This is a genomic window from Arthrobacter sp. SD1074B (assembly GCF_056780195.1).
Window position 1 is genome coordinate 408,258 of the sequence record NZ_JBRAZT010000001.1, and the last position, 18,658, is coordinate 426,915.

16 protein-coding genes are annotated in these 18,658 nt (G+C 67.7%); 5 read left to right on the forward strand and 11 right to left on the reverse strand.

Annotation, left to right across the window (positions count from 1 at the left end; translation table 11 throughout):
- Window positions 1-2: 2 nt before the first annotated feature.
- Window positions 3-1,319: an isocitrate lyase gene (gene aceA / locus ACUYM2_RS02010; protein WP_481598546.1), complete on the reverse strand. Its 1,317-nt coding sequence runs from the start codon at window positions 1,317-1,319 to the stop codon at window positions 3-5.
- A gap of 141 nt (window positions 1,320-1,460) precedes the next feature.
- On the opposite strand from aceA, the gene ACUYM2_RS02015 reads away from it, so the two are divergent.
- The gene (locus tag ACUYM2_RS02015) at window positions 1,461-2,972 is read left to right on the forward strand and encodes a helix-turn-helix domain-containing protein (RefSeq protein ID WP_481598547.1); all 1,512 of its coding nucleotides are present in this window, start codon (window positions 1,461-1,463) and stop codon (window positions 2,970-2,972) included.
- Between the two features lie 15 nt (window positions 2,973-2,987).
- Here ACUYM2_RS02015 and ACUYM2_RS02020 read toward each other — a convergent pair whose 3' ends face one another.
- The 3 genes from ACUYM2_RS02020 to ACUYM2_RS02030 all read right to left on the reverse strand — a co-directional run bounded on the left by ACUYM2_RS02020 (window position 2,988) and on the right by ACUYM2_RS02030 (window position 6,160).
- Window positions 2,988-3,998 (reverse strand): TAXI family TRAP transporter solute-binding subunit, encoded by a 1,011-nt coding sequence (locus tag ACUYM2_RS02020; protein ID WP_481598548.1) that lies wholly within the window; start codon window positions 3,996-3,998, stop codon window positions 2,988-2,990.
- Window positions 3,991-5,427 carry a sensor histidine kinase gene (locus ACUYM2_RS02025; RefSeq protein ID WP_481598549.1) on the reverse strand — a complete coding sequence of 479 codons (1,437 nt, stop codon included), beginning with the start codon at window positions 5,425-5,427 and terminating at the stop codon, window positions 3,991-3,993. The genes ACUYM2_RS02020 and ACUYM2_RS02025 overlap by 8 nt, the downstream gene beginning before the upstream one ends.
- Before the next feature lie 64 nt (window positions 5,428-5,491).
- Window positions 5,492-6,160, reverse strand: a complete 669-nt coding sequence (locus ACUYM2_RS02030) for a response regulator transcription factor (protein WP_481598550.1) — start codon at window positions 6,158-6,160, stop codon at window positions 5,492-5,494.
- 193 nt (window positions 6,161-6,353) lie between these two features.
- Here ACUYM2_RS02030 and ACUYM2_RS02035 point away from each other — a divergent pair, with 193 nt between their 5' ends.
- From ACUYM2_RS02035 to ACUYM2_RS02045, 3 genes are all read left to right on the forward strand, one after another.
- Complete coding sequence (locus ACUYM2_RS02035; RefSeq protein WP_481598551.1) at window positions 6,354-7,745, forward strand: MFS transporter; 1,392 nt, start codon at window positions 6,354-6,356, stop codon at window positions 7,743-7,745.
- 210 nt (window positions 7,746-7,955) lie between these two features.
- Complete coding sequence (locus ACUYM2_RS02040; protein ID WP_481598552.1) at window positions 7,956-9,704, forward strand: pyruvate dehydrogenase; 1,749 nt, start codon at window positions 7,956-7,958, stop codon at window positions 9,702-9,704.
- Window positions 9,705-9,887: 183 nt separating this feature from the next.
- A complete protein-coding gene (locus ACUYM2_RS02045; RefSeq protein WP_481598553.1) occupies window positions 9,888-11,159 on the forward strand; it encodes a serpin family protein in 1,272 nt (423 codons plus the stop codon).
- Between the two features lie 138 nt (window positions 11,160-11,297).
- Here ACUYM2_RS02045 and ACUYM2_RS02050 read toward each other — a convergent pair whose 3' ends face one another.
- Window positions 11,298-12,161: a hydroxymethylpyrimidine/phosphomethylpyrimidine kinase gene (locus ACUYM2_RS02050; RefSeq protein ID WP_481598554.1), complete on the reverse strand. Its 864-nt coding sequence runs from the start codon at window positions 12,159-12,161 to the stop codon at window positions 11,298-11,300.
- 269 nt (window positions 12,162-12,430) lie between these two features.
- Between ACUYM2_RS02050 and ACUYM2_RS02055 the strand changes: the two genes are divergently transcribed.
- Window positions 12,431-13,126, forward strand: a complete 696-nt coding sequence (locus tag ACUYM2_RS02055; protein WP_481598555.1) for a queuosine precursor transporter — start codon at window positions 12,431-12,433, stop codon at window positions 13,124-13,126.
- A 30-nt stretch (window positions 13,127-13,156) separates the two neighbouring features.
- On the opposite strand, the gene ACUYM2_RS02060 is transcribed toward ACUYM2_RS02055, so the two are convergent.
- From ACUYM2_RS02060 to ACUYM2_RS02085, 6 genes are all read right to left on the reverse strand, one after another.
- Window positions 13,157-13,906 (reverse strand): dienelactone hydrolase family protein, encoded by a 750-nt coding sequence (locus ACUYM2_RS02060; protein WP_481598556.1) that lies wholly within the window; start codon window positions 13,904-13,906, stop codon window positions 13,157-13,159.
- Between the two features lie 22 nt (window positions 13,907-13,928).
- A complete protein-coding gene (tgt, locus tag ACUYM2_RS02065) occupies window positions 13,929-15,227 on the reverse strand; it encodes a tRNA guanosine(34) transglycosylase Tgt (RefSeq protein WP_481598557.1) in 1,299 nt (432 codons plus the stop codon).
- Between the two features lie 33 nt (window positions 15,228-15,260).
- Window positions 15,261-15,986: an SRPBCC family protein gene (locus tag ACUYM2_RS02070; RefSeq protein ID WP_481598558.1), complete on the reverse strand. Its 726-nt coding sequence runs from the start codon at window positions 15,984-15,986 to the stop codon at window positions 15,261-15,263.
- A 60-nt stretch (window positions 15,987-16,046) separates the two neighbouring features.
- Window positions 16,047-17,123, reverse strand: coding sequence for a DUF6707 family protein (locus tag ACUYM2_RS02075; RefSeq protein WP_481598559.1), 1,077 nt, complete (start codon window positions 17,121-17,123; stop codon window positions 16,047-16,049).
- Window positions 17,124-17,245: 122 nt separating this feature from the next.
- Window positions 17,246-17,785 carry an NUDIX hydrolase family protein gene (locus ACUYM2_RS02080; RefSeq protein ID WP_481598560.1) on the reverse strand — a complete coding sequence of 180 codons (540 nt, stop codon included), beginning with the start codon at window positions 17,783-17,785 and terminating at the stop codon, window positions 17,246-17,248.
- Between the two features lie 46 nt (window positions 17,786-17,831).
- Window positions 17,832-18,626 (reverse strand): VOC family protein, encoded by a 795-nt coding sequence (locus tag ACUYM2_RS02085; protein WP_481598561.1) that lies wholly within the window; start codon window positions 18,624-18,626, stop codon window positions 17,832-17,834.
- Window positions 18,627-18,658 lie beyond the last annotated feature (32 nt).

Here is an 18,658-nt window from a genome sequence, read left to right on the forward strand (position 1 = left end):
TTCTAGTGGAACTGGCCTTCTTCGGTGGATCCCACCAGGGCCAGGGTGGATGCGTTCGGGTTGAGCGCGGTGGCGATGTCGTCGAAGTAGCCGGTGCCGACTTCGCGCTGGTGCTTGGTGGCGGTGTAGCCGCGGGCTTCGGAGGCGAATTCCTTCTCCTGCAGCTCGACGTAGGCGCTCATGCCTTCCCGGGCGTAACCGTGGGCGAGGTCGAACATCGAGTAGTTCAGGGCGTGGAAGCCGGCCAGGGTGATGAACTGGAAGGTGAAGCCCATGGCGCCGAGTTCACGCTGGAACTTCGCGATCGTGGCGTCGTCGAGGTGCTTGCGCCAGTTGAACGACGGCGAGCAGTTGTAGGAGAGCATCTGGTCCGGGAACTCGGCCTTGACCGATTCGGCGAACTTGCGGGCCAGCTCCAGGTCCGGGGTGCCCGTCTCCATCCAGATGAGGTCGGAGTACGGTGCGTAGGCCTTGGCCCGGGCGATGCAGGGTTCGATCCCGTTGCGGACTTTGTAGAAGCCCTCGGCGGTCCGTTCGCCCGTGATGAATTCCTGGTCGCGCTCGTCGACGTCGGAGGTGATCAGGGTGGCTGCCTCGGCGTCGGTGCGGGCGATGATGACCGACGGTGTGCCGGCGACGTCGGCGGCGAGGCGGGCGGCGTTCAGCGTGCGGACGTGCTGCTGGGTGGGGATCAGGACCTTGCCGCCGAGGTGGCCGCACTTCTTCTCGGAGGCGAGCTGGTCCTCCCAGTGCACGCCCGAGGCGCCGGCCTGGATCATGGACTTCATCAGCTCGTAGGCGTTCAGCGGTCCGCCGAAGCCGGCCTCGGCGTCGGCGACGATCGGCACCATCCAGTCCTCAACGGTCTGGATGCCCTCGGAGAACTCGATCTGGTCCGCGCGGAGCAGAGCGTTGTTGATGCGGCGGACCACGGTGGGGACGGAGTTGGCCGGGTAAAGCGACTGGTCCGGGTAGGTGTGGCCGGAGTTGTTCGCGTCGGCGGCAACCTGCCAGCCGGAAAGGTAGATGGCGCGCAGGCCGGCCTTGACCTGCTGCACGGCCTGGTTGCCGGTCAGGGCGCCGAGGGCGTTGGTGTACTTGCCTTCCTTGTGTTCCTCGGTCAGCTGCTTCCACAGCTTCTCGGAACCGCGGCGGGCCAGCGTGTGTTCCTCGGAGACGCGGCCGCGGAGGCGGACGACGTCGGACGCCGAGTAATCCCGAGTGACACCTTCCCAGCGCGGGTTGGCAGCCCACTCGAGCTCCAGGGCGGCGGCCTGCTGTTCGGGCGTCTGCTGGGTGGGCTCAAATGCTGCAGTCATCTTTGTCTCCTTGATGGGTCCCGGCCCGCCAGTCTGCGTCTCTGCAAGGCCTGGCAGGTTGTCCCGGGGTAGTGAATCTTTCTGTGAGATCTACTTTTCTTTACTTTCAAGGGGGTTGCTAGGGGAAATCTATGGAAAGAAATGCACTTCTTCCCGTATTCTCAAGAAATGCATCCAAGCAGCTGGAACCGTCAGGCAGTGTCCCCGTCCCTCCCCGCCGAACCCGAGGTGGATGTCATCAGCATGGGCCGAAGGGTCCGGCACCTGCGCAAGGCAGCCGGGCTCACGCTCGATGATCTGAGCGCCACGGTGGGAACGGCCCCCAGCCAGCTGAGCCTGATCGAAAACGGCAAGCGCGAGCCCAAGCTCGGCCTGCTCCAGCAGCTCGCGGCGGCGCTGGGCGTCAGCATCGACGAGCTGCTCGGCGCGGAACCGCCGAACCGGCGGGCGGCCCTGGAGATTGAGCTGGAGCGTTACCAGCGCAGCCCCATCTACGAGTCCCTGAAGCTGCCCAAGATCCGCATCAGTTCGCGGCTGCCGATGGACGTGCTGGAGTCCATGGTGGGGCTGCAGCATGAGCTGGAACGGCGGCTCAACGAGCAGGTCGCGACGCCGGAGGAAGCCCGGCGCGCCAACGGGGAACTGCGGGCCATGATGCGGGAGCGGAACAACTACTTCCCCGAATACGAGGCGGAGGCGCAGAAGGTCCTGGCCTCGGTGGGTCACACCAGCGGGCCGTTGTCCCACCACGTGATTGCGGACATCGCCGGGCACCTCGGATTCAGCCTGCACCACGTGGGTGACCTGCCGCATTCCACCCGTTCGGTGACAGATCTCAAGAACCGACGAATTTACCTCACGCAGAATGCCCGCAGCGACCACGACCCGCGTTCGGTGCTGCTCCAGGCCCTGGGCCACTACGTGCTGGGCCACCAGACGCCCACGAACTACGGGGACTTCCTGATGCAGCGGGTCGCGACCAACTACTTCGCCGCGGCGCTGTTGCTGCCGGAGCAGGCCACCGTGGAATTCCTGCAGAAGGCCAAGGCGGCCAAGGAAATCGCGGTGGAAGACATTAGGGATGCGTTCGCCGTGTCCTACGAGACCGCCGCGCACCGGTTCACCAACCTCGCCACGCAACACCTGGACCTGCGCACGCACTTCCAGAAGACGCACAAAAGCGGCATCATCTACAAGGCCTATGAGAACGACGGCGTGACGTTTCCGCAGGACCACACCGGGGCCATCGAGGGCCAGCCCTCGTGCAAGAACTGGACCTCCCGCGTGGTGTTCGACGTGCCGGACAAATTCAGCGCCTACAACCAGTACACCGACACCCCGGCCGGGACTTACTGGTGCACGGCCCGGACGGAGCGGTCCGCGAACGGGGAGTTTTCGCTCTCCGTGGGGGTGCCCTACGCGCAGGTGAAGTGGTTCCGTGGCCGGGACACGACCGAGCGGTCCAAGTCAACCTGCCCGGACGAGAGCTGCTGCCGCAGGCCACCGGCGTCGCTGACCGCGGAGTGGGCCGGCAACGCCTGGCCTTCGGCCCGGGCCCACTCACACCTGCTCGCGGCGATGCCGCCCGGTGCCTTCCCCGGCGTGGACGAGACCGAGGTGTACTCCTTCCTGCAGGCCCACTCCGGGAACTGAAACTGCCGGCCGCACCTACCCGTGCAGGGTCCGGTAGGCGGAAGCAGCCGCAGGATGCAGCGGAATGCCCGCTGTGTTGATGAGGGTTTCGGGGCTCAGGAACTGCAGGCCAAGGCTGGACTGGGGCACCAGCTCGTTGGCTCGGTGCACCAGCAGGTCCACCGTCCGCTCCACCGTCACCGCGTCCAGATCGGCGCGGCACAGGAGCAGGTTGGCGGCCCCCACAGTCCACACGGCAGGAATGCCGGCGTAGCTTCCCGCGGGCACCAGAACCCGGTCATAGAAGGGCCCGTATTCCGACCGCAGCCGGGGCAACAGGCCGGAGAGGTCCAGCAGGTCCAGGGGCACGGCCCTCTGGGCCGCGGCTATGGCGGCGGTCGGCACCCCGCCGGACCAGAACAGGGCATCCACGGTTTCCGCCTTCAGCGCCGCGATCCCGTCGTTCAGTCCCAGGCTGACGACGGCGACACTCGTCCGTGTTGCTGCTGAACCTGCTGGCGAGGTGGCGAGTCCAGCCGCTGCGATAAGCCTGGGTGTGGTCAATGAGGTCCCGGAGCCGGGCTCGCCGACCGCAACGGTGCGGCCCGCGAGCTCGCCGAAACTGCGGATACCGCTGCTTTTGCGCACCACGCAGTGGACGTAGTTTTCATAGACCTTGCCCAGGGCGCAAACCTGGGCGCCGGCGCCGGCTGGCGCTGATGGCTGCTGTGCGGCAGCGTCGGCCAAGGCCACGGCGAACGTGGCCTCGCCGGAGCGAAGCCGCGCCAGATTGTCCAGGCTGCCGCCGGTGGAAAGGGCCTGCGCATGGGCTGCGACGCCGTGGCGCTGCAGGGACGCGGCCAAGAGGGTCGAAAACTCAAGGTAGAACCCGCCCGGTTCACCCCCGGCCACGGTGATGCGGTCCGGACGCTGACCTTCGGTGCATCCGGCCAGGCCGGCTGGAACCAGCGCCGCCAGGCCAAGCGCCAGCCCGCTCTTCAGGACGGACCGCCGGGAAAGGGCCAGGCCGCCATCCGGGTCAGCCACGGCGGGGTTCCTCACTGGAGGGCGCCTTGGCGGCCGGGAACTCCAGGCAGGCAGCAAGACCGTGCGGTGCAGCCTCCCGAAGCAGGAGGCGGCCGCCGTTGGCTCCCGCCAGGCGGTCCACAATGGTCATGCCCAGCCCGCTGCCGCTGATACCGGGATGCTGCTGAGCCCGCCAGAAACGGGTGGTCGCTGCTGCCCGTTCTTCAACGGAAAGTCCGGGCCCGTCGTCGGACACCTCAATCGACACCAGGTCCCCCCGGATCAGGACAGCGGTCCGGACTGTGGCCCCTGGAGCGTACTTGATGGCGTTGTTGAGCAGCTCGCCCGCCATTTGGGCGAGTTCGGCCGGATTGCACGCCACTAGCGCCGGGGCGGCGGGCTGCTCGGCAGCCGCCAGCCGGACGCCGGCGCTCTTAGCCGAAGGGGCGGCCCGCTCAACTTCCTCCTGCAGAATGGGAAAGGGATCAATCAGGCTATGGCCTCCGGCCGAGACAGGGGTGTGGAAGAGCTTGGCAGAGTCCTCGAAAGCACGGTGTTCGGCTGCTGCCAACTTGAGGACGCCGTCCAGGATCTCCTCCACCCGTTCAAGTTCAGCTTGGACGCTGGCCGCGGCATCATGTTCCCTAGCAGTCTGAAGCTCAAGCTGGAGGAGGTCCATCCGGAGGCGCAGCGCGGCCACGGGATTGCGCAGCTGGTGCGAGGTGTCAGCGATCAGCTGCCGCTGTGATTCGATGCTGCCGCTGACCGTCCGGGCCATTGCAGTAAAGGACCGGCTCAGTTCCCTCAGCTCGGGCGGCCCGTCCTCGGGAAGGCGGCCCGCGCGTCCGGTCTCCGCCAGCTCGTTCGCGGCGGCGTTCAGCCGATGGACCGGGCGCAGCACCCAACGGCTCACGCGCGCAGCGCCGAGTAGGAGCACCGTTGCGGCCGCTGCGGCAGCGATCCCGACGGCTAGCCAGCGCTCGTTAAGCTTCTGCCGCGCCACTTCGAGGTTCACGTCAAGGACGACCGCCCCCAGGACCTGGCTGGCGCTGCCGAAGGAGCGCGAAATTACCTTTGAATCGGGACCGAACGGGCTGAGGGGAGCCAACGTGGTGTCGTTGAGGTTCAACCTGGCCCGCGCCAGCGCCTCCCGGACGTCAGGCCGGTCCTCGCTGAGGCCCCCTGAGCGTACCGTCCCCTGCTGAAGGCTGACCAGCATTCCTTCGCCGTAGAGGTTCGAGTAGTTGTCCATTTCCCGCTGCAGCCGCGCGACGTCACCGTCCGCGGCGGCATCATAGGCCACCTGCGCCACCCGGTTCAGGGAGGCCACCCTGTTGATCTGCAGCTCCTGCGTAAGTTCCCTGGCCGCCGACGCCAGAATGGCACTGCTGGCCAGGAACACCAGGACCAGGCAGAGCGCGGCGAGCACGCCCAGTACCCGCAGCCTCACGGATCCGCCGGCCCTGCGTCAACCGGTCCCGCAGCTTCGACGCCGGCCACAGCTTCCGCAGTGATCATTTCGCGTCCGCTTCAATGCGGTAGCCGACGCCGCGGACGTTGATGATGAAGCCGGGTTTCCGCAGCTTCCCCCGAAGCCCCGTCAGGTGCACATCCAGGGACCGTGAGGAGGCCAGGAAGGCGTCACCCCACAGGGCATCCAGGATCTGCTCCCGGGTGACCACCGACCCAGCATGCCTGGCGAGCAGCGCAAGCAGGTCGAACTCGGTAGCTGTCAGCGGCACCGGTGCGGAGCCCACCGCCGCAGTCCTGCGGTCGAGGTCGATCTCCAGGTCGCCCAGAACGATTGCATGGGGCACGCTTGCGCTGTTGCGCCCCGCCCGTCTGGTGACCGCCTCGATGCGGGCCAGCAGTTCCACGAGCTTCACCGGCTTCACCAGATAGTCGTCGGCTCCTGAGCGCAGCCCCAGCACCACACTGCGTTCATCGTCGCGCGCGGTGAGGATCAGAATGGGACAGAAGGTGACCTGGCGAAGTTTCCGAAGCACCTCAAGGCCGTCCATGTCCGGCAGCCCGAGGTCCAGCAGGATGACCTCAAACCGCCGGTGGGAGAGAAGTGCATCGGCTCCGAGGGAAACCCTGGTGGCATTGTGCCCGGCGGTGGCGACGGCGGCCAGCAGGGCAGCGGCCATTGCGTCGTCGTCCTCGACGATAAGCAATTCCATTGCCGTGTTCCTTCTATTTTGTCGCCGAAAAACCAAGCCCCCAGCTTTGGACATTACCCCAGCCCGGCGGCGGCCAAACCTAAGGAAGTGTTAGGAAATAGCGCCCGACCGTGGCTGTGCGCTGCATCACGCATAGTTTTGACGAAGTCGTCCCTCTTCAGGGGGGTCAATCACGTCAAGGAGGAACTCACCGATGAGCACCCAACAAGCCGCGCCCCCCACAGAGGCGGCCCAGACCCGGCGGGCGGTGGGCAACATCCTCAAAGGATCTGCCGGCAACCTCGTGGAGTGGTACGACCTCTACGTCTACACCGTCTTCGCAGCGTATTTCCAATCACACTTCTTCAATCCCACGGACGACCTGCAGGCCGGCCTTGAGGCCATGGCCGTCTTCTCGACGTCGTTCCTGATGCGCCCCATCGGCGCCTGGTTCTTTGGACGCTATGCGGACCGCAAGGGCCGCAAGGCCGCGCTGACGCTGAGCGTGACGATGATGTCCGCCGGCTCCTTCGCGATCGCCATCCTCCCCACGCAGCAGCAGATCGGCCTGTGGGCGATGATCCTGCTGGTCCTCATCCGCGTGATCCAGGGCTTCTCGGTGGGCGGCGAGTACGGCACCAGCGCCACCTACATGTCCGAGGCTGCCACCAGCAAGCGTCGCGGCTTCTTCTCCAGCTTCCAGTACGTCACCCTGATCGGCGGCCAGATGCTGGCCCTGCTGGTCCTCGTCGTCCTGCAGAATGTCATGCCCAAGGCCGACCTGGGCGAGTGGGGCTGGCGGATTCCGTTCGCGATCGGCGGCGTCGCGGCGCTCATCGTGCTGTGGCTGCGGCGCTCCATGGAGGAAACGGTCTCGGCCGAACAGATCGAAGCCGCCAAGGCCCCCGCCGTTCCGGGGCAGGCCCAGCCCGGAACCATGAAGCTGCTGTTCACCAGCTACTGGAAGCCGCTGATGATCTGCATCGGCATCACGCTCGGCGGCACGGTGGCGTTCTACACGTACACCAACTTCATCCTTAAGTTCATGAATGACACCTCCGGCATCGCGAAGACCGAGACCTCGGTGATCAACTTCTGGGCGCTGTTCATCTTCATGCTGCTCCAGCCGGTTTACGGCATCATCTCGGACAAGGTGGGCCGCAAGCCGCTGCTGCTGTGGTTCGGCATTACCGGAGTGCTCTTCACCTGGCCTCTCCTCTCTACCCTGGCCGGGACCAAGGATCCGTTCACGGCGTTCCTGCTGATGATGGGCGGGCTGCTGATTGTCGGCGGCTACACCTCGATCAACGCCCTGGTGAAGGCGGAACTTTTCCCGGCTTCCATCCGCGCCCTGGGCGTCGGGCTGGGCTACGCGATCGCGAACTCGCTCTTCGGCGGCACTGTGCCGCTGATCGGCGCGGCCCTGCAGAAGGTCAACCAGGAGGAACTGTTCTTCACCTACGTCACCGTGGCCATCGCCATCTCGCTGCTGGTCTACATCTTCGCGCTGAAGAACAAGAAATCCACGCACCTTGACCACGAGCAAGGCCACGCCTGGACCGCCGAGCCCAAGGCCGGAAAAGACCGGGACCTCCTGGACGCATAGCCCCGGCCCCGAAAGCCCGGACGCTCCCTCAGGTCCGGCCCCGAAAACCCGGATGCTCCCTCATTTGTTGAGGGTGCATCCGGGTTTCGGTCCAAAAAAGCCAGAGAGCACGCGAGGACACTTGGGAACGAACCGCCGCTGCGGGTTCGGGCGGGCAGACTATATTGGCCAGTGTCAGCTCATCGATCCACCTCGCGGGAGCGTGCACCCATGGCCAAGGAACTTTCCACCCAGCTTGTCGAACAACTCCAGGCTGCCGGCGTGCAGCGGATCTACGGAATTGTCGGTGACAGCCTCAATCCGATCGTCGACGCCGTCCGGAAGACCGGCGGCGCGGCGAAGGGCGGGATCGACTGGATCCACGTCCGGCACGAGGAGGCCGCGGCCTTCGCCGCCGCCGCCGAAGCCCAGCTGACCGGCCGGCTCGCGGTCTGCGCCGGTTCCTGCGGACCGGGCAACCTGCACCTGATCAACGGACTCTACGACGCCAACCGGTCCGGCGCGCCGGTCCTCGCCATCGCCTCGCACATCCCGAGCAAGCAGATCGGCAGCAGCTTCTTCCAGGAAACCCACCCGGACCGGCTCTTCAACGAGTGCTCGGTGTACTCCGAACTCATCAGCACCGCCGAACAGGCGCCGCGGGTGATGCACAGCGCCATCCAGCACGCCGTCGCCCTCCGCGGCGTTGCCGTCGTGACGCTGCCCGGCGACGTTGCCGGGCTGGAGGCGACCGCGGAAACCCCGGCGCCGGCAGCCTTCCGGCCGGCCGTGCTGGTGCCCGACCCCGCCAGCGTGCGGGAGCTGGCGGACGCCATCAACGGCGCCGGGAAGGTCGCCATCTTCGCCGGGGCCGGCGTCGACGGCGCGCACGACGAGGTGGTCGCGCTCGCCGGACTGATCGCCGCACCGATCGGACACTCGCTGCGCGGCAAGGACTTCATGCAGTACGACAACCCCTACGACATCGGCATGACCGGCCTGCTCGGTTACGGCGCCGCGGCCGAAGGGATCGAGGACGCGGACCTGCTGGTCCTGCTCGGCACGGACTTCCCCTACGACCAATTCCTTCCCGGGACCCGGACCGCTCAGGTGGACCGCGCCGCGCAGAACCTGGGCCGGCGGACCGACGTCGACGTCGCCGTGCATGGTGACGTACTGCCGACGCTCGCGGCTCTTATGCCCCTGCTGAAGCCGAAGAAGAGCCGCCGCTTCCTCGACGCGATGCTCAAGAAGCACGACCGGCTGATGAACAAGGCCGTCGGCGCGTACACCCGCAAGGTCGAAAAAACCCAGCCGATCCACCCCGAGTACGCGGCCTCTCTGCTGGACCAGGTCGCGGCGGAGGATGCGGTCTTCACTGCCGATACGGGCATGTGCAACGTCTGGACCGCCCGGTACATCAACCCGCTGGGCACCCGCCGGCTGATCGGTTCGTACCTGCACGGTTCCATGGCCAATGCGCTGCCGCACGCCATCGGCGCCCAGCTGGCCTACCCGGGACGCCAGGTAGTTTCGGTCTCCGGCGACGGCGGCCTGTCCATGCTGCTGGGGGAGCTGATCACGGTCGCGGCCCACCGGCTGCCGGTCAACGTGGTGGTGTTCAACAACTCGACCCTCGGCATGGTCAAGCTGGAGATGCTGGTCGACGGGCTGCCCGATTTCGGCGTCGACGTCCCGGACGCCAACTATGCGGAGGTTGCCCGGGCCCTCGGGTTCCACGCCGTCCGCGTCACGGACCCGTCCCGGATCGAAGCCGCTTACCGGGAAGCGTTCGCGCACCCCGGGCCGTCCCTGGTGGAGCTGATGACGGATCCCAAGGCACTCTCGATCCCGCCGAAGATCAAGGGCGCGCAGATCCTGGGCTTTGCCACGGCCATGTCCAAGGTGGTGCTGAACCGGGGCGCCGGCGAGGCCGTGAGCATGGCCCGCAGCAACCTGCGCAATATTCCTCGGCGCTGACGCGGTTCGGCGGCGGCCCACCTCCGTTTCGACGGTTCCGTTCGGGTTCGACGTCGGGGACGCATCGCCGGGCAGGGGACCGTCGAAACGGCCAAGGTCTAGCGCGGGGCGGCTCCCGGTGCTTGACTGGCCCCAGGCGGATCCCCGCCGTTCCACGCGGTTGTGCGGGCCTTGGGGGGCGCGATGAAACAGAAGATTCGGGCACGCCTTAGTGCGTCGGCGGCCGTGGCGCTGGTCCTGTCGGCCTGCTCGGCCGCGCCGCCTGCGCTGCTCAAGGCCGGCGGCGTCGAACGCGTCTTTGCGGGCAGCTCCGACTACCCGGCCGAGCTGGCCCAGCTCCGGACCTCGGCGCGGAAGCTCGGCGCCGCGCTCCTGTCGGACGGCGGGGGCGCCGGAAACGGGAACGTGGTTTCGTCCCCGGGCAGCCTGCTGATTGCCTTCGCCATGCTCCGGACAGGTGCGACCGGGGCGACGGCCGCCGAAATGGACAAAGTCCTGGGTCTTCCCGCGCAGCGCCGCGACGAAGCCTTGAACGCGCTGCTCGGTTCCCTGGATGCCTTCGACGGCGACCCAGGCTCGGTGGACGAAAACAACCCCCCGCGACGGCCGGTCCTGCACACTGCCAACGGCCTGTTCGTGGACAAGGGGGCGCCCACCGGGGAACGGTATCTGGACTCCTTGGCCCGGTACTACGGCACCGGCGTGTACCCGGTGGACTTCCAGGATGAGGACACCACCAGGCCGGCGATCGACGCGTGGGTAGACCAGAACACCGGCGGGCGGATCAAGAAGGCGCCCGCGAAGTACAACCGTAAAAACACTCTCAGCGTGCTCAACGCGGTGTACTTCGCCTCGGCGTGGAAGGTCCCCTTCGACCCGGCGGACACCTCCGACCGGCCTTTCACGACGGCGGACGGTCATCAAGTTTCGGTCCCCACCATGTCCGGGCTCCTGGAGCTCACTTCCGCCCAGGGCACGGGCTGGCAAGCGGTGGACCTTCCCTACGCGGAGGGATTTGTGCTGCGTCTGGTGCTGCCGGATGCCGGGCCTTCCAGGCTCGACGCGCAGGAGCTGGCCGACGTGGAGCGGGCCCTTGCGACGGCGGTTCCCTCGCCCACGCAAATCCTCCTGCCACGGTGGGACCACAAGAGCAGCTTCGAGCTCCGCGGGGTCTTCGCCGAACTCGGGCTGCAGGACATGCTCAAGACCCAGACCGACTTCAACTCGATCCAGCGCGGCCTCAAAATCACCGAGGCCGGCCAGTCAGCCAGCATTACCGTCGCGGAAAAAGGAACGGTTGCCGCCGCCGTGACCCAGATCAACGCGCGGGCGGTGAGCGGCACCGCCGTCGAGAAGGTGATCCGTTTCGACCGGCCGTTCCAGTACGAGATCGTGCACGTCGAGACCGGGCTGCCGCTGTTCATGGGCAGGGTGTCGAACCCCAGCGCACCCTGAGACGCTCCCTCAGGTTCTGCAGGCCAAAACCGGACGCTCCCTCAGCAGGGTGAGGGAGCGTCCGGGCGGAAGTCGCCAGAGGTGAGGGAGCGTCCGGAGGGTAGCTGCCAGAGGTGAGGGAGCGTCGCCCGGGGACAGCTAGCGCGGGCCGCCCTGCCAGAGCGCATCGAACGGTGCGCCCGAGGCCACCCGGTTCCGGATCCCCGCGGTGACAAAGTCCTTCGCCGTGCGGGCGGCCTCCAGCGGTGTGGCGCCCTTGGCCAGCTCGGCCGTCACGGCGGCGGCCAGTGAGCAGCCGGCGCCGGAAACGGCCACCTCGCCCACCTTCGGGGCGGAGAGGATCTCCAGCGTCCCGCCGTCGTAGTAGACGTCGACGGCGTCGGGCCCGGCGAGGCGCACGCCGCCCTTGGCCAGCACCGCGGCGCCGCTGAGTTCGTGGATGCGGACGGCGGCGGCCTTGAGCGAGTCGACGTCGGTAATCTCCAGCCCGGAGAGCGACTCGGCCTCGAAGTGGTTCGGCGTGACGAAAGTGGCCAGCGGCAGGATCTGCGCCTTGAGCGCCTCGTCGGTGTCCAGGGCGTGGCCCGGCTCCTGGCCCTTGCAGATCAGTACCGGGTCCAGCACCACGTTCCTGAAAGCAGAGTCGGTCAGCGCCGACGCCACCGTGGAAATCGTCGCCGGGCTGCCCAGCATGCCGATTTTCACGGTGTCCAGCACGGACGGTGCGCCGGACGCGGCGCCGTATGCCGCCGTCGTCGCCTCCAGCTGGTCGGCGATGACCTGCTGATCCATGGCCACGAAGCGGTGGTTCCAGTTGTCCTTCGGATCGAAGGACACGATGCAGGTCAAGGTTGCGACGCCGAAGACGCCGAGCTCTTGGAACGTCTTCAGGTCTGCCTGCGCGCCGGCGCCGCCGGTGGCCTCGGATCCGGCGATGGTGAGGGCGACGGCGGGGTAGGCGCTGGCGTCGGAGGTCACGTTGTCCACGGCGTAAGAAGTCATGAACCCATCCTGCCACTCGGGAAAACCGCCGGCATTGTGCTGATGACCAACCTGATCAAACCCGAGTGTTTTGGATCACGGGGAACGTGGTAGCGGTCGGTTTTGCTGTCTTGTTCCGGGGCCGCTCCGCTAGGGCGCTGCGCAGGTGGGAGAATGGAGGCGGTTCCGGGCCCTGTGCCGCAGGAACCCTCCAGTGCTAATACAGCCGGCCGCCCGGGCGCGTTCACGCGTCCCGGGCCGCTGAGCGAACCACTACGAATGGAACACCCATGACTTCCGCCAAGACCTTTCCGGCTGCGGCCCCGCCGAGGTTCGCCTCGATCGGATCCCCCTATTTCGGCATCATGCTGGCCGTCATGGCCGTGGTGCTGATCCTGTCCAACATCGGGGCGTCCAAGGGCGTGGCCATCGGCCCGATCATCACCGACGGCGGGTTCTTCCTCTTCCCGCTGGCCTACATCCTGGGCGACGTCATCAGCGAGGTCTACGGCTTCAAGGTGGCGCGCAAGGCCATCATCACCAGCTTCGCGCTGTCCGTCTTCGCGTCCCTCTGCTACTGGATCATCATCGCGCTGCCCGGCTTCGCCGACGAGTACGGCGCCGCCAAGCAGTCCGCGCTGGAGGGCGCCCTGGGGCCGGTCCCGCAGATCGTGCTCGCCTCACTGCTGGCCTTCCTCGCCGGCCAGACGATCAACTCCTGGATCCTGGTGAGGATGAAGGCCCGGACCGGGGAGAAGTCCCTCTGGGCCCGCATCATGGGGTCCTCCGTGGCGGGCGAATTCGTGGACACGCTGATCTTCTGCAGCATCGCCGCGTCCGTGATCGGCATTACCGACGTCGCGATGTTCGTGAACTACGTCCTGGTGGGCTTCCTCTACAAGACCCTGGTGGAGTTCGCCTTCGTCCCGCTGACGACGCTCGCGATCGGCTGGGTCAAGAAGCGCGAACCGAGCTACGGGGCGTAGGCGCTTCCGCTCCGCAGCCCGGGCCGTCCGTCAGGCCTGGAGCGCCCCGTCGAGGAGGTCGCGGAGCTCGCGGAAGTGCCGTTCCGTGGCCTCCGGATGGAACGCGGACGTGTCCGCCATCGAATAGCCGTGCGGTGCCCCGGCGTAGATCTCGTTGGCGGCCTTGAGGCCGGCGGCGTCCAGGGCCTGGCCCAGCCGCGCAACCGCGTCCTGATCCATGCTCCGATCGTGATCGGCGTGGCCGAAGACGAACCGGGCGCGGGCGTTGCCGAGTCCCAGGTGGGGGCTGTCCGGCTCCTCGGTCGCCAGGCCGCCGCCGTGGAAGCCGCCGCAGGCGGCCACAGCCTCCGGGTGGGCGGTTGCGGTGCGGACGGCAAGCCGTGCACCCATGCAGTAACCGGTCACACCGACCGGGCCGGGGGCGACGCCGTCGAGCCGGCCCAGGGCAGCGATCCACGCGTCAATGTCCGGCAGCGCCTTGTCCGTGGTGAGGCGTCCGACCCGGGGGAAGGCTGCCGCGCCCGCCGCCTCGCGGCCCTCCGGCGTGGTCATGTCCAGGTCCGGGGCCAGTTCGGCCGCCGTTCCTTCGCGGTAGAAGACGTTCGGGGCCAGGACCACATAGCCCCAGTCGGCGATGCGCTGCGCCATGTCCTGGATGCGGGGGCGCAGGCCGAAGGCGTCCATGTAGAGGATGACACCGGGGAACGGCCCCGTGCCGGTGGAGGGGCGGGCCACCAGGGCCTCGGCTGTGCCGTCTGCGGCGGGGATCTCGATTAGCATCCGGCCAGCCTAGCCGAACTGTCTAGGAGTAGTACCGGGCCAGGGTCTCGGCCTTGAACTCGAAGAAGGTGCCGTCATCGATGGCGAGGCGGGCGTCATCGACCATTTTCACCACGAAGCGTTCGTTGTGGATTGAGATCAGGGTGGCCGAGACCATTTCCTTGGCCTTGAACAGGTGGTGGATGTAGGCCCGCGAGTAGTTCAGGCAGGCGTAGCAGTCGCAGCCTTCCTGCAGCGGGCCGAAGTCGCGCTTGTACATGGCGCCGGAGAGGTTGTACCGGCCGGTGGGGTGGTAGAACGCCGAGTTCCGGGCCACCCGGGTGGGGGAGACGCAGTCAAAGGTGTCGGCGCCGTTCTCGATCGCGGTGAAGATGTCGTCCGGCTCGGAGATGCCCAGCAGGTGCCGGGGTTTGTTTTCCGGCAGTTCCTCGTTGCACCAGCGCACGATCGTGCCCAGGTTCTCCTTCTCCAGCGCCCCGCCGATGCCGAAGCCGTCGAAGTTCATGGCGCCGAGGTCCCGGCAGGCCTTGCGGCGGAGGTCCTCGTACTGGGCGCCCTGGATGACGCCGAACAGCGCCTGGTAGGGCTTGCCGGCGCGCTCATCCGTGAGCCGGAAATGCTCGGTGATGCAGCGTTCGGCCCAGCGCCGGGTGCGCTCCAGGGACTCCTCCTGGTAGCCCCGGGAATTCTGCAGGGTGGTCAGCTCATCGAAGGCGAACATGATGTCGGCGCCGATCTGGTGCTGCACGTTCATGGAAATCTCGGGGCTGAAGCGGTGCCGGTCGCCGTTGAGGTGGCTCTTGAACCACACGCCTTCCTCGTCGACGTGGGCCAGCCGCTCCTTGCCGGGGGCCACGGCGTCGTCCGGCCCGGACGTGTCCACCGATTTCATGTCGATGACCTTCTTGAACCCCGAACCCAGGCTCATCACCTGGAAGCCGCCGGAGTCCGTGAACGTGGGCCCGCGCCAGTTCATGAATGCGCCCAGCCCGCCGGCCTCGTCCAGGACGTCCGCGCCGGGCTGCAGGTAGAGGTGGTACGCGTTGGCCAGCACGGCCTGCGCGCCGAGGTCGGCGACGGCTTCGGGCAGCACGGACTTGACCGTGGCTTTGGTGCCGACGGCGATGAACGCCGGGGTCTGGATCTCGCCGTGCGGGGTGGTGATGGTGCCGGTGCGGCCCAGGAACTCCCCGCCGTTTGCCGCTATCTGCGGGCCCGACGGCGCGCAGGTTTCGCTCAGGCGCTTGCCCACCCGGAAGGAAAACTCGGATTGCCGGGCAGGCTGCAGGGACGAGGAGGCGGGTTCAGAATTCGCTGGCACCGTTCAAGTGTGCCAGCTAACACGGCGGAACCCTCAGTGCAGCGGTTCCGATGTGGGGTAGTTCTCAGCCCGCCAGTTGTCCCAGTGGGTGCGGATGGACTCCAGCTGGTGCGCGCCGAGCTCGTAAGTGGAGACGATCACCAGCGAGCCGCCGTCGGGCCGGACATCCGGGATGGCGGGCTGGTCCGCCACGATCACCAGGCCGTCGCCGTGCTCGGCGTAGCCGTGGACCGTCAGGCCCACCTGGTGGTCGCTCCGGAACCAGACCTTCCCGGCAATCTCCTCGCCGGTGGCCAGGGTGAGCGAATACGGCTCGCCAGGGGCGGGAACCTCGGACAGGCCCAGTTTGTCGATCGCGGAGCCCCCGGTGCCAGGCACTGAGAAGAAGAGTGTCCGCCGTTTGCCGTGCGGGTGCCGCTCCAGCGCGAAGCGGAGCTGGTGCAGGAAGGTCAGCCAGCCCTGGGTGATGTCCTCGTCCCAGGCCGCCCACTCCGAGTTGTGGTCGATCGCCGCGCGCGTCACGCTGACTTCGGTGCCGGCGGGGACCGGTTTGAGGGTGAAAATGTCGCCGCCGTCGACGACGAGGGAGGTGTGGTCCGCACTCTCAACCACGTTGGGACTGAAGTAGATCGCGTTGATCTCGGCGGCCTGGTCGTCGGCCTCCCATCCGTGCCACTGGGCCACCTTCGCGGGTTCGCGCAGCATCGTCCAGACCTGCGCCGCGTCAGAGTTGATCACCACGCTGAGATTGTTCGTCATGAGGGTGAATTTACCGCGGCCGGGCGTGCCGGGGTAGGGCCGAACGTTCACCGGCCGCGTTCAGCCGCGGACGGACTCGAGTTCGTTGCCGATCCGGCGTTCGAGTTCGGGGCCGCCGATGGTCTGCGAGCCTCCGTGGGCGCGCAGGAAAAGGAGCGCCTCGAGTCGGAGCAGCCGCCATTCGCGTTCCGCGTCGGGGTTGGAACTGTCGATGGCGCGGAAAATTTCCTTGTCGTACAGGTTCGGTTCGTTGAGTGAGCGCTGGCGCACCTTGGCGTTGATCCGGGCCTTGAACGGGTCGGTTTCCATCGCGTCCGGCGCCCGGAGGAACTTCTCGTAGACCGCCGCGCGTTCCTCTTCGCCGCGCTGCCGGCAGATGTAACTGGCTAATGCGAGGGACGCCCCCACGGAAGCCCAGCGGCCGGGGTTGCCGTCGAAAGGCAATACGTTGAGCAGGTCCGCCACGGCGAGGGCGTTGTCGGCGTCCTTAAGTGCCACGAACAGCTCGTGGGCCAGGTCGCTGAGGTCCTTGAGGCAGCTGCCTGACTTGGTGTTGATGCCCTTGGTGAGCCGGTCGCTGAGCAGCAGCACACCCAGCGCATCGGGGTGCGCCTCGGCTGCGGCCGCCACGACAGACTCGGGGGTCCCCCCGGCAAAGGGGATCAGGGCCAGGTCCGCTTCGCTGGGACCGCTGGTAGCCGGCGGGGCTACCGGCAGGGGAGGAACGACGACGGCGGAAGCCGCCGTCGGGCTGCCGTCCTCCGGGGCGCGGGGCTGGACCAGCTGTAGGTCCGGGCCGTCGTCGGCGGAAGGAGAGGAGGGTTCGCCGGCGGCCGACCCGGGAGTATCGTCGGCCAGCTGGCCGGCGTCGTCGGCAGGGGAGTCAGCGGAGGACAACTCCGGCGCTTCCGGCGCGGCGTCCCGGACCAGGACCACGGAGCCGGCGGCGATCCGCAGCACGCCGCCTCCGGTGAGGGTGGCGCGCACGATCGCGGGGGAGCCAAAATCGTCGTTGTCGACGTCGACCCGCTGGATTTCGGCGGTGCGCACGGCATCGGGCAGGAGTAGCAGATCCCCGGTCCGCAGAGATCCCGCCTGCCGTTCGCTGTAGTTCAGTGAGGCTGTGGGGTGGGTCATCTGGAGTCCTTAAATTCTCATTCGGTCCGCTGAACAGTCTACAAAGACCGGTGTGCGAAGTCGGGGACGCGGTGGAAGTCCGGGCGTCCCGGCGCGGTCCGGCTGCTCCGGAGCGGAGACCCCTAGTGGCCGACGCCGGCGAACGCCAGAGCCTGCCGGATCAGGGCGCCGCGGCCGCCGCTGAACTCCAGCTGCACGTCCGAGCTCATCACTTCCTCCGGCGTCATCCAGGTCAGTTCCAGGGCGTCCTGGCGCGGGGAGCATTCGCCGGTAACGGGGATGATGTAGGCCAGCGCGACGGCGTGCTGCCGGTCGTCAGTGAATCCGGTGTGGGACGGGGACGGGAAGTATTCGGCCACCGTGAAGGGGACCGGGCTGATCGGAAGCTGGGGGAAGGCGAGCGGACCAAGGTCCTTTTCCATGTGGCGCAGCAGGGCGGCCCGGATGGTCTCGCGGTACAGCACCCGGCCCGACACCAGGGAACGGACCATGGTGCCGTCGGCTTCGGCCTGCAGCAGGGTGCCGACTTCGTTCACAAACCCGAGCGGGTCAAGCCGGACCGGCACGGCCTCGACGTAAACCATGGGAAGCCGGCCGCGGGCTTCAAACAGATCGTCGTCGGAAAGCCAGCCGGGATTGGGGTCGGGAGTGCGAACGTTCATGGTTAAGTTCTACCCCATCCGCGTTCCCCGGGCGTGGTCGGCTGGACTAGGCGTCCGCCGGGGCCGCGGAGATCCAGAGGGCGTGCGGGTGGGCAGCGTTGCCGTCCGCATCCGGGTTGCCCACGTGCAGCAGGGGCACGGCGGCATCCTCCACGGCCGCCACCTCATGTCCCGCCTCGGCGAGCCGCTCCCGCAGCCCCTCAAGGTCGCCGTCGTACTCGAAACCCAGCCCGGCGCGCGCGGTGCCCGGCGCGGATCCGGCAGCCGCACCGACCATCAGGACCCCGCCGTTCTTCGCCGTAAACGCCTCGCTCTCGCCGGTGTCAGTCCGGGCGCCGCCAGCGTCCGGCACCGGCCGGGGGCGCGCGCCGATGTCCCGCAGGGTCTCGGTCGCCGCCGTCGGGTCCTCCGCGAACCAGACGGCGACGACGGCGAGCCCCGCTTCCGCGTCCGCGGCGCCGGCCCAGCTGCCGTCGGACGCGCGCGTGGCGGGGTCAGCGAGGAAGCTGAACCCGTCCCGGGCGGTGACCCGGCACGAGGGGCCGTGGTCCGCTTCAATGAGTTCTGCGGTGGTGCTGGCGGCGGTGTCCGGGCCGGCCGGCGCGCCGGCTTCGCTGGTCCGCCGGGCGAATTCCGCCAGGTCGCCGACCTCGACGCCGAACGAGGTGGTGCCATCCTCCGCGGACCCCTCTTCGACGAAATGCAGCGCCAGGCGGCCCGCACCGGCGTCGAACTCCCGCCAGGTGGGCTCGTCGACGGTCTTGACCATGCCCAGGTCGGTCAGCAGGCGCTCCCACTGGTCCAGTCGGGAGGTGAAATGAATGGGACGGACACGCAGCATCGGTATCTCCCTGGTGGTTCGGGCTGGGAGCA